Origin of the sequence: Ruminococcus sp. RTP21198st1_G1_RTP21198_201120, assembly GCF_040924265.1 — a bacterium.
Taxonomy (GTDB): domain Bacteria; phylum Bacillota; class Clostridia; order Oscillospirales; family Ruminococcaceae; genus Hominimerdicola; species Hominimerdicola aceti.
On record NZ_JBCOMH010000003.1, the window covers coordinates 188,704 to 197,766 of the forward strand.

10 protein-coding genes, 1 tRNA gene and 2 pseudogenes are annotated in these 9,063 nt (G+C 37.8%); 9 read left to right on the forward strand and 4 right to left on the reverse strand.

Annotated elements, in window-relative coordinates:
- Positions 1–112: 112 nt before the first annotated feature.
- Genes AB5627_RS03370 through AB5627_RS03385 form a run of 4 tightly spaced genes read right to left on the reverse strand, consistent with a single transcriptional unit; the run spans position 113 to position 4,560 of the window.
- A complete protein-coding gene (locus AB5627_RS03370; protein WP_022288443.1) occupies positions 113–1,603 on the reverse strand; it encodes an aryl-sulfate sulfotransferase in 1,491 nt (496 codons plus the stop codon).
- 17 nt (positions 1,604–1,620) lie between these two features.
- Positions 1,621–2,673, reverse strand: a complete 1,053-nt coding sequence (locus tag AB5627_RS03375) for an ABC transporter substrate-binding protein (protein ID WP_022288444.1) — start codon at positions 2,671–2,673, stop codon at positions 1,621–1,623.
- A gap of 25 nt (positions 2,674–2,698) precedes the next feature.
- Positions 2,699–3,475, reverse strand: coding sequence for an ABC transporter permease (locus AB5627_RS03380; RefSeq protein ID WP_022288445.1), 777 nt, complete (start codon positions 3,473–3,475; stop codon positions 2,699–2,701).
- A 17-nt stretch (positions 3,476–3,492) separates the two neighbouring features.
- Positions 3,493–4,560 (reverse strand): ABC transporter ATP-binding protein, encoded by a 1,068-nt coding sequence (locus AB5627_RS03385; RefSeq protein WP_022288446.1) that lies wholly within the window; start codon positions 4,558–4,560, stop codon positions 3,493–3,495.
- A 373-nt stretch (positions 4,561–4,933) separates the two neighbouring features.
- On the opposite strand from AB5627_RS03385, the gene AB5627_RS03390 reads away from it, so the two are divergent.
- The 9 genes and pseudogenes from AB5627_RS03390 to AB5627_RS03430 all read left to right on the forward strand — a co-directional run.
- Positions 4,934–5,245: a thioredoxin family protein gene (locus AB5627_RS03390; protein WP_022288447.1), complete on the forward strand. Its 312-nt coding sequence runs from the start codon at positions 4,934–4,936 to the stop codon at positions 5,243–5,245.
- Between the two features lie 99 nt (positions 5,246–5,344).
- Positions 5,345–5,428: transfer RNA gene (locus tag AB5627_RS03395), tRNA-Leu, on the forward strand.
- A gap of 136 nt (positions 5,429–5,564) precedes the next feature.
- Positions 5,565–5,720 (forward strand): annotated as a pseudogene (locus AB5627_RS03400) (DUF4314 domain-containing protein); the annotation flags it as partial.
- A gap of 69 nt (positions 5,721–5,789) precedes the next feature.
- Positions 5,790–5,888, forward strand: a pseudogene (locus AB5627_RS03405) (DNA cytosine methyltransferase); the annotation flags it as partial.
- Positions 5,889–6,240: 352 nt separating this feature from the next.
- Positions 6,241–7,128 carry a hypothetical protein gene (locus AB5627_RS03410; protein ID WP_195221785.1) on the forward strand — a complete coding sequence of 296 codons (888 nt, stop codon included), beginning with the start codon at positions 6,241–6,243 and terminating at the stop codon, positions 7,126–7,128.
- Positions 7,101–7,436: a hypothetical protein gene (locus tag AB5627_RS03415; RefSeq protein WP_022287674.1), complete on the forward strand. Its 336-nt coding sequence runs from the start codon at positions 7,101–7,103 to the stop codon at positions 7,434–7,436. Before AB5627_RS03410 ends, AB5627_RS03415 begins: the two co-directional genes overlap by 28 nt.
- Complete coding sequence (locus AB5627_RS03420; protein ID WP_022287675.1) at positions 7,436–7,804, forward strand: hypothetical protein; 369 nt, start codon at positions 7,436–7,438, stop codon at positions 7,802–7,804. Before AB5627_RS03415 ends, AB5627_RS03420 begins: the two co-directional genes overlap by 1 nt.
- A 96-nt stretch (positions 7,805–7,900) precedes the next feature.
- Entirely contained in the window at positions 7,901–8,575 is a 675-nt protein-coding gene (locus tag AB5627_RS03425; protein WP_022287676.1) for a hypothetical protein, read from the forward strand.
- A gap of 171 nt (positions 8,576–8,746) precedes the next feature.
- A partial coding sequence (locus tag AB5627_RS03430) for a hypothetical protein (protein WP_368369670.1) occupies positions 8,747–9,063 on the forward strand: 317 nt, incomplete at its 3' end.

Here is a 9,063-nt window from a genome sequence, read left to right on the forward strand (position 1 = left end):
TATCATATAATATAATAGCACTAATCTTTTCTTTTGTCAAGGACTTGTAAACTCTCTGCAGTCTTAAAAAAAGCAGCCTCGTTTTACAGAAGCTGCCTTATGTATAATAATTTTATTCTAGATCTTTTTTCTTTACAGAAGCAACACAGAAGTCGATGCGTTCATCATCATCTTCTTCATTTCCTGAACCTGTGAGAGGAACTCCTTTTGTTGGATCGATCCCGTCAACGGCTGTAACAAGCCCTGTACCCTCGCCAATAGAAGCACCTGATACTCTGAACTTTGTAATGTCGATAGGCTCGATAGAGGTCTCAACAGGCTTTTTAAGCTGTGGTATCCACTCGTATGGTACACGATAAGCTCTGTAGATCATGTTGCTTTTGAATGTTCCAGCAAAATTCTTGAAATAAGGGTTTACAAATTCCCAAACTATTTCATGGTCAGGTGTGACCTCAAGAAGATGTCCATCTGAACCTTCCGTAATAAGAGTGTTTCCGTTCGGAAGTCGCTGTGCAGAGCTGATGTATGAGCTATAGAACTTAGAAGCGTCAGTAAAAAGCAGATTTCCTGCTTCAAGGGGAGTGTACTGCCATGTTATTTCAAGTGTAACAGGATTGAATTGAAGTACTCTTGAGTAATCTCTGTGTGCATTGTTCACGCCTGTGAGGGAAGCAGGGTTAGGTGTGCCGTAGCCACCCTCGCCACCGTTATCGAATACCAACAGGTCGCCCTCTCCAGGAAGTCCCTTTGGTATCATGTGCAGGTGGTGCTGACCAATTATCCAGCCAAGCTTCTTTGTGGCTTCGCTTTCGTTGAAGTTAGGACCTACACGCCATACTATCTTACCTGTTGATTTCTCGATAATTCCGAGTATGTTAGAATTTCTTGCGTCAAATATGATATTGTCTGGGTGGAAGCGTTTGTCACCTGCGTCATACCACTTATTTTCGCCAAGGGTAGAGAAGTTGTTTATGTGCATCCAATCTCCACCTGCCTCACCGTGAAGACCAGGGTTTCTGAACAATGCGTTCTTTGCGGCCTCGTCAAAGCCAAGCTCATCAAAGTGGTCGCTTGCACGCCAGCTCCAAATTATATTGCCTTCCCAATCCACTTCGATGATCTTATCGTCGATAAGTCTTTTGTCTGAAATATCGTGGTTGTAGAGGTTCTCGTGAGTAAGGATAAGTGTATTGCCACTGTCTGTCTTTGGCTCACCATTTGGATAATAGTAACCCACAGTGCTGCCCTCACGCTGAAAATCATGGTGCTGTCTAGCCATATAGACCGGTTCTTTACCCGGGTCGGCAACAAGTTCAGTTTTGTCGAATTTCCATACGATATGACCATCCCAGTCTACCTGAACAAGATCAAGTTGATCCTGATATGCATATTTACCTCCTCTTGCTCCTGTTGTGCCCATTACATATCCGCCTGGGAGTATTTTGTTAGGAAATCCTCCCAGTCCAGCCCAAAGCTTTACTTCATTGCCATTCATATCTATGAGCAGAGCACCTTTAGCGGACGGGAAGATCGTATAGCCGCTGTAGGCTTTTTCTTTGTTGTATATTGTAACTCCTGTTGGATAAATGCTTGGATAACCCATGTCTGATTCCTCCTTATTTATTTGTCTGCTTTTGTCAGGTCTGCCGTAACGTTATCTGGAAATGCTTTTTTTGCTGAGTCTGGATAATAAAATTCCCTTATGTTGTAACTGTTTGGATATTTACCATTATCATACGCCCACTTATTTATTTCATCAAGATGAAATGCAGCTTCCTCAGAAAGTCCCAGTTTAATACTGTACTGTTCCCAGTTTGTTTTGAAATCATCTGGTTCGATTCCATATTTCTTTGATATTTTTTCAGCCGACTCATCTAAGTTGTCATTTATGTATTTAACGCTTTCATCAAGTGCTTTAAGATAGTTCGTAAGAGTTTCAGTATTGTTCTTTGCAAAGTCGCTTGATGTTATAAGATAAGCAGATACGTTTATCCCTATATCTTTTGCAGATGCGACCTGAGTCCAGCCCTCTGCTTCATATTTTTTTATAGCTGAGCCTGTAACGATAGCGGCTGATGCTTCACCGTTATGTGCAACTGCTATCTGAGTTGATATGGAATCTGTGTTGACGTTTTTCTGCTTTGACGGGTCAAGTCCTAAATAAGTCTGGGCTTGCCAGTTGAAGTATTCTGAAACTGTTCCAATAGAAGTTATCCATCCTTCACTTTCATCTAAAGCATCAAGATCATCTTTGTATTTTGGTGCAACAAAAAGTCCGCCGTTATATGAAACGCTTGAACTTAGATCTGAAAAAATCACAAGATTAGTGTTATCGAGAGTATTTCCAATTCTGTTTACAGCAGCAAAATCTGCAAGCAGTCCTGTATCTGCTGTGCCTGTTGCAATAGCGTCAACTGTGTTAATGCCGGCAGCGTATTCTGATGTTTCGAGAGATATACCATATTTCTCAAATATTCCTTGCTCCATACCGATATAGTCGGCATACTGATCTGGCTGACCTGTCATGTTCGCAACTCTCAAAACGCTAAGTTCTTTACCGTCTTTGATAACCTTCTTTGCGGTTTTTCCGCTTGATGAACTACCGCATGATGCAAGAAGAGTTGCTGTCAATGCTGTCGATGCTATTATTGCGATTATCTTTTTTATGTTCATTTTTAAATCTCTCCTGTTAAATTAATTATTTTACGTCAAAGTGTTTAAGTTTTTTCTTGCCAATAAACTGTAGGATCCTGTCAGCAGCAAAGCCGATCACAGCAAGTGTGACGATTCCTGCAAAAGCCCAGCTTGTTTTGTAATAAAGCTTCGAGCTGTTTATAAGATAACCAAGGCCATCACTGCCGACCAGCATTTCAGCTGCCACAACACAGATGATAGCTGAGCTAAGTCCTAGTCTTATTCCAGTGTAGATATTAGATACCGCTGATGGTACAACTACTGTGAAAAAAACTCTTGCTTTTTTTGCCCCCATGCAGGAAGCTGCTTCCACAAGCTGCTTATCAGTTGAAGCCACACCCGCTATAGTGTTTACGAACATAGGGAAGAATGATGCGTAGAAAATAAGTGCTACTTTTGATTCTTCGCCTACTCCGAACCACATTAAAAAGAGTGTCGTCAATGCAATAGCAGGCACAAATCTGAAAAAGCTAAGTATAGGTTCAACGAGCCAGCGTACAGGTCTGAAATTTCCTACAATAAGACCCATAGGAACAGCAAAAATTATTGAAAGTAGCCAGCCTTTTATTACTCTTCCAACGCTTGCAACAATGTCACTCCAAAGAGTTCCGTCTTTGATAAGTTCCTTCATGCTGTCGATCGTTTCCTTTGGGCTTGGAAGAAAATATTCATCATATTTCAAAGATCCTATTCCCCAAAGGGCAATTATTGCTACCCATGATATGATGCCACATTTTAGTATCTTCTGTATAGCAGAGGACTTTGTTTTATTATTTTCCATCTTTAATGTCCTCCTTATTAAATGTAGTATAGCTCTGAGTCATCAAGAGCTTTGTTTACGAGAATATTTGTAGTGTTTTCATCAATAGTGTAAAGCTTCTTGATAAGTACTTTTACCTTATCACCTTTTTTCAGGCGGGAAGCGTTCAGCGGATATCTGCCTGTTACTGAGATACCGTCTATGGAAGCTTTAACCTCAAAGGCGTTTCCTCTGAATGATACATCTTCTACAACTGCGTCTTCCATAGAGCTTTCAAATGGGTGGTATTCACTGTCTTCGAATTTATTTATTTCAATAAATTCCGGTCGGATTATAGCTGAGGCATTATTTTCTGTAACTTCAAAACCCTTTAGTTTGCTGTAATCCTCGATAATAGCTGACTGACCGATAAACTGAGCAACAAAAGAAGTTTTAGGTTCAAGGTATATCTCAACCGGATTGCCTATCTGCTCAACTCTGCCTTTGTTTGTGATAACAATTTCGTCTGCGACCTCTATTGCTTCGTCCTGATCGTGTGTAACGAAAATGCTTGTTATGCCTATTTTATCAATAGTATCACGAAGCCATGTTCTCAGTTCTTTTCTTACCTTTGCGTCGATAGCTGCAAAAGGTTCGTCAAGTAGAAGGAGTTCAGGCTGAGGTGCTAGTGCTCTTGCAAGAGCGATACGCTGCCTTTGACCTCCGCTGAGCTGGTCAGGATAACGCTTGCCAACGTCAGGCAAGCCAACAAGTTCAAGAAGCTCAGCCACACGTTGTTTGATAAACTTCTTATCTTTTTTCTGAACCTTCAGACCATAAGCTATATTATCGTAAACTGTCATAAAAGGGAAGAGCGCATAGCTTTGAAAAACAAATCCGATACCTCTTTCATTTGAAGGAAGTTTGTTGACATTTTTACCATCTATAATAATATCACCGCTATCCTGTTTTTCCAAACCTGCAAGCATACGCAGGATAGTTGTTTTACCGCTGCCGCTCGGTCCAAGCAGACCGATAAGCTTTCCCTTTTCAATACCAAAACTTACGTTATCCGAAGCTTTAAAATCGCCAAAGCTTTTATTAATGTTTTTTAATTCTATATACATAGCTGACAACTCCAATTAAGATATATTGCTGTGATAGTTCCAGTGTCAACATCGCTGCATTCGCTTATTGATCTTTGACAATTTAAGCTCCTCACTTTCAATTCATATCAAGTCGATATGATTAGTATGCTTTTATTATACATGATTTTATGGAAATGTCAATAGTTATGAATGATTTTCGTGAAATCATACATATATGATAGGAATACTTTATTATTGTTGTACATTTTATTCATAACCAACATATGTGAGAAATATGATATACAGAAATGTTTGATAATACTCTTGACAAAGTGCGTAAATAGTGATATAATCACTATATTCATAGTAAAGCTATATGAATAATATAATATATATTGGAGGAAATAAAAAAATGCTAACAGAACTGACAAACCAGAATTACAACGAGCTGATATCAGCAGACAAACCGCTTGTTATAGAATTTTACTCACCTACCTGTGTTCACTGTAAAAGAACAGAGGCAGGGCTTAACGAAGCTGCAGAAGAGCTTGGAGAAACCGCTATCATAGCTAAGTGTGATATCACCTCTCAGCCAGATCTTGCGAAGAGATATGACGTTACAGCACTGCCAACACTCCTTTTTATAAAGAACGGTGATATCAAAAACAAGCTTGAGGGTTTTACGCACAAGCTGATAATTCTTGACAATATAAAGAGATTATAAAAAAATCAGTCCGATGTTTTGAGCATCGGGCATTTTTTTTGAGCAAAAGGTCTTGACAAAGTAGGGAGTTTATGATAAAATAATAATGATATTTTGTACGCGGGTGTGGCGGAATTGGCAGACGCGATAGATTTAGGTTCTATTGGCAACACCGTGCAGGTTCAAGTCCTGTCACCCGCACCATACTTGTGCAATAAAATAGATGCACACCTCGAAAAGCTCGTATTTACGAGCTTTTTTTGCGTTTTGAGGGTAAAAATTTCAGGTGTAAAACCGTAGATGCTTTTCGCCAGTTTTCACCAAAAAGGAAGTCAAACCCCACACAACAAAAAATATCGAACATATGGATGATATCGGCACTGTGCATTGCGTTTTTAATAACGGCAGAACGTTAGGAGTTATCCCTGGTGTGGACGACTTTCATATCGTAAGTGAAGATAGTGAGCCAACAGAAGAAATGAATATATCAATGTGACGGTCAAGTTTTGAAAAAAGCTTGACCGTTTTTTTGTTGGAAAAATCGGAAAGGAGATGATTCGTACTGATAAAATATTTTGATATCTTTGCAGGAATAGGCGGATTCCGTTCGGAACTTGAAAAAGCGGGCGGCTTTGAGTGCGTCGGATACTGCGAGATAGATCGACGGCAAGGAATACGAACTCGATATCAGCTTCAAGAAATACAAGTAGGTAGAGAGTATTTCGGACGAGATCGAAAAACAGAATATCGATGTCGATATTTCCGATTTCAAGGATTCTTCCGACTTTTATTTGTATTTAAGCAAGTTTGACGATCAGTCTTCTGAAGAAATATCGGTTAATGTTACCGGCAAGATGATTGCTCAGAAGAATATATCAAAAATTTCCTTGAAATTGCCGTATATTTGTGGTACAATTAAAGAACAAGTTAAAAATATTTACGACTCCAAGATTGTCGACACCGATCTGCTCAAAATCGGTATTAATAACGGTTATCAGCAGGTGATATCGGGACCCATGGCATACATTTCGACTATAACGGTCGGATATGTTCCCAACAAAGAGTTTTACAGCATTTTTGGAGACGGAACTCCAAGCAGTATCTATAATCTGAAAAATGACTATTGGGCACAATACGCCGATACTATTTCGCCTGCTCTTTACATTGACAACAAGATTATTTACGAGTGGAACGGCGCTTTAACGTCAATCGGCAAAACGCAGTATCTCAACATTGCTCCTGTTTCATCAAACGAAACATTCGAGGATACCAAGGAAATTCTTGTAGGTTCCGTAAACTGTATATCTACGGATAATCAAAATATTTCTGCGCAGTCGCTCTTGACAGCGTATGAAAAAATGCCGCTTACCGACGAGGAGCAGGCAAAGGCAAACAAAAGCAACGTCTACAACGATAAGTATATAGGCAACTTCCTCAGCCTTATTGAAACGACGTATTTCAGGCAGCTTGACATTGAGAATAAGGTACTGGCAGGGGCTAACCGTATCTATGCCGAAAGATATCTGAGCTACGGCGTATTCAGCTACGAGCCTTGCGTTACTGTTTCCGCATTTTCTAAGGATATCGAGACAAAAGGTTCGTTCAGCGTTGATATTCTGGGGAACTATGCCTCTACGGTAAGCTACAGGAATAACGCCGACGACGAATACGCTTATCGCTTTGCTTCGGGGTATGTTTCTTCTTATCTTGAAAGCTTGGTGCTGGAGGAGTATACGGAGGTTCAAGCGGGTAAAACAATTCGTTTTTCACATGACCCAACCGATATAAATTTCAAAGGAAAATCATTGTGGAATGAATGGGAGTATAAAAAAATAAATATGGGTATAAAAATTATTCTCGGAAGGAGATTTTTGGTATGCAACCTACTAACTATGAATTCCTAGATAAAATTGCAGATGTATTTTTATCTCAAAGAGCATGTGGCAATAACAATGAATTAATAGATACAGTTTCTTTTTATGACAATAAAATGTCTTCTATCGTTTATGATTATTATCCATTTGAGGTTGAAATTAGAGATAACAACTTATATTTTTTTATCATAACAAATCGCAGTGAAAAGAAAATGCTATTTTCGTCATCGCTTAATACCGACTTTGATAAGCTTTGTGACAGTTTGATAAAATGTATAACGACAGATGTAAAAAAGCAAATTCCCAAGAAATTTTTAAAAGCAAAGGGGTTTTTATAATGAATGAAAATCGAGCAGAAATAAAAGCCAAAATAGTGGAAACTGAAATGAAAAAATATTTTGGTAGTTTAGTTTCGAATTTTAATTTGATAGACGCTTTTTACGGCAATGGACATGAAGAATTTAGTTTGGGATTCAAGTATTGTGACTATTTTGATATGCGCTTTAATTATGGTCAAGGTGCTTGCGGATGCTGCATATGTTATGATTGGGGTGATAATAATGAGGCTATACTTATTAAAACCTCAATTGATGGTTGGTGGGAAAAAATTTCAATTCAATGGAAAAAATATTTTCATGAACTTAAAAAAGAACTGGATTTGCGTATTCCCGATGATTATTTAAAAGAATTTTTTTATAAATCCTAATACCGAAACAAATGTAGTGTGAACTAATGCGAATGCTACGGAACATATGGGGGAATATGTTGGTCGCTTTTAAAGTGTTGAAGGGAGAGATAGTTTTTGAACGATATAATCAGTACATTTAATGACTTGTATTATAAAATTCAAATATCTCATAATATTTGTTTGGCTGATGTAAGAAATATATGTTTGAAATCTTATAATAATTCTGTTGTCTGCGATGTTGATGGTGGCGCCCCGGAAATATATTACGAAATATTAGAGAGGGATTGTGGGCATTTTGCTGTTTTGAAAATAGAGCGAAACAGTCACGAGATTATATATGAAAGTGTTAATGCTGATTTCGCAGCAATTGCTCTTTTCCTGTTTCTTTCACGTCATCAAATAAAAAAAACTGATAATGATATTGAGATAGAAGAATTTATAAAAAAAGAAATTGCACACGGGAATATAGATTTGGCTAGACAGGTGATTGCTGAAAATTTTGGAGAAAAAACAATTTCGTTTGAAAAAAACGTATTCGATAAAATTTCTGTTATTACTTTGTCTACAAATAAAATTGACATTTTTTATCATGGCAATACAATTTTATTTTGTTCAGAATTTAATAAACCAGATCTTGAACGTGGATATTTAATTGCATTTAATAAATGCCGTATGATTAATATTTATCATAAAATAATGGTGAATATTACAAATATTATTCCCGATGTTAATGAAAACGAAAATAGAAAACTTAAATATCTATTTTTAGTTGGGGCTATGGAAAAATAAGTATATCAAGTATAATAACGCATACAATTTTTCTTGCTGACGGAGCATTTTTAGAGCCGATAGCTAACGTATTCATGCGAATTATACCAGAGATATCTCTTAAAGCAATACGCTAAAGAAGATGTTGCAAAGGTATGCGGATATGAGGTTTCCAAAAAGATATCTCCTGAGTTGCTTGACTCAATATTCAAATCTGGTCAAGCTTCTGATATTGTTGCTATTCTTTCTAAGTATGATGATGAAGCAATTGTTGCGATAAATAAGATTTTGGATAAAGACGCTGTTGCAACTTTGATAAGAGACTATGGTGATGATGGCGTTAAAGTTGCTGTTAAGGGCGGCGATTATCTTGTCAAGGCAATTAATAACCTTGATGACGACGCAGCGGAATTGTTTGTAAAAACTGTTTCAAAGCAAAGTGATGAATTCTTTGATATTGTAAAAAATTGTGATGATTGCATTGATGATGTAATAAAACATACTATTGC

Bases quoted from the DNA above. Each gene is read 5' to 3' on its own strand.
- AB5627_RS03370 (WP_022288443.1), bottom strand. From the start codon at position 1,603: ATGGGTTATCCAAGCATTTATCCAACAGGAGTTACAATATACAACAAA.
- AB5627_RS03375 (WP_022288444.1), bottom strand. From the start codon at position 2,673: ATGAACATAAAAAAGATAATCGCAATAATAGCATCGACAGCATTGACA.
- AB5627_RS03380 (WP_022288445.1), bottom strand. From the start codon at position 3,475: ATGGAAAATAATAAAACAAAGTCCTCTGCTATACAGAAGATACTAAAA.
- AB5627_RS03385 (WP_022288446.1), bottom strand. From the start codon at position 4,560: ATGTATATAGAATTAAAAAACATTAATAAAAGCTTTGGCGATTTTAAA.
- AB5627_RS03390 (WP_022288447.1), top strand. From the start codon at position 4,934: ATGCTAACAGAACTGACAAACCAGAATTACAACGAGCTGATATCAGCA.
- AB5627_RS03410 (WP_195221785.1), top strand. From the start codon at position 6,241: ATGGCATACATTTCGACTATAACGGTCGGATATGTTCCCAACAAAGAG.
- AB5627_RS03415 (WP_022287674.1), top strand. From the start codon at position 7,101: ATGCAACCTACTAACTATGAATTCCTAGATAAAATTGCAGATGTATTT.
- AB5627_RS03420 (WP_022287675.1), top strand. From the start codon at position 7,436: ATGAATGAAAATCGAGCAGAAATAAAAGCCAAAATAGTGGAAACTGAA.